Source organism: Neobacillus sedimentimangrovi, assembly GCF_010614825.1.
GTDB classification, from domain to species: domain Bacteria; phylum Bacillota; class Bacilli; order Bacillales; family Cytobacillaceae; genus Neobacillus; species Neobacillus thermocopriae.
In genome coordinates, this window is sequence record NZ_JAAFZF010000103.1 from 1 (window position 1) to 1,142 (window position 1,142).

The 1,142-nt window shown below is 30.8% G+C and carries 2 protein-coding genes; one reads left to right on the forward strand and one right to left on the reverse strand.

The genetic code is table 11. The features are described 5' to 3' along the window. Window positions 1-132, forward strand: a 132-nt coding sequence (locus GZA11_RS16385) for a transposase (RefSeq protein WP_163184402.1), incomplete at its 5' end; no start/stop codon positions are given. An 887-nt stretch (window positions 133-1,019) separates the two neighbouring features. On the opposite strand, the gene GZA11_RS16390 is transcribed toward GZA11_RS16385, so the two are convergent. Continuing rightward, window positions 1,020-1,142, reverse strand: a 123-nt coding sequence (locus tag GZA11_RS16390; protein ID WP_163182820.1) for an IS3 family transposase, incomplete at its 5' end; no start/stop codon positions are given.

The following is a 1,142-nucleotide window of genomic DNA, read 5'->3' on the forward strand; positions in this document are numbered from 1 at the left end:
CGAATTGAAGGCACAAACCATAAGATCAAGAACATCAAAAGACGTGCTTATGGTTTCAGAAATCTGGAAAGATTTCGGCTACGTGTATTTTTGGAATGTACAGGAAAATATTATAAAAATCAGGCTGTTTGACCTTGTCCTTCATCAGCTTTCATCAGTGTAGTTGGTAGAATGGAAGCCGTCAAGGAAAGCACTTGACAGCTTCCATTCTATCAACTTGATGGTCTGTAAGCTGACGAAGGAGCTATTCTAGATTGAGCACCAATCTCGCTAACTTATTTCTGGAATTGAGTGAAAACCACAGAATTTGGTGAAGAGACATCTTTAATAATTTGATTTTCCATTAATTCTCCTCTTTTAAAATATTATTAACCACTTCTAAATTTTACTATTTATACCTTATTTTTACAATTAAAATTAGAATGGCTACTTGTGGATGTTTTCTTTTTGTATTAGTTATTGGTGTTCATACAATTTATTTACCCAGAAAAGGCTCTACAAAAGTGTTAAATACAAAGAGTTGGTAATTAAAAATAATGTAGTTATTATTCAAAAGGAACTTTAGAATATTAACAATAATATTGATAAGTTACGCTTAGGAAATAAGGAAAAAATGTACTTACTGATCGCGCAAAAAACTGTTCCCTTAGCTAAACAAAAACGGGTGCTACTGTAGACAATTCATTGTTAAACTTAATCACCTTAGCTTTCAGATTGGTAACAATACAAATTAGGAGTTTACTTGTGGCAGAACAATAGAAGTTTTAATTTATGATAATTGAGATTATCAAGATAAAGGGAGGTTTTTACTGGAATGGAATATACAAATGGAGAATAATCATTTTTTAGATTATAAAAATTTACCTATAGATGGTTTAACAAATAGTAGGAGATAGCACAATCCTTTAATTTGCTGGAAAAGATAAAAATAGAACCTTTATTCAAATTAAGCTAAAAAATAAAAAATGGCGTGGAACTGAGATCAGTTGGTAGTGACCCCTTAAAGTTAGAGTTCTTCATTATGCAATTAATTGGCTGGTATGAATTCGATATTCAACTGGACTCATACCAGCCAGTTTTTGTTTTATTCGCACATTGTTATAATAATCGATATATTTTTCGATTTTCTTTTTCAATTCTTC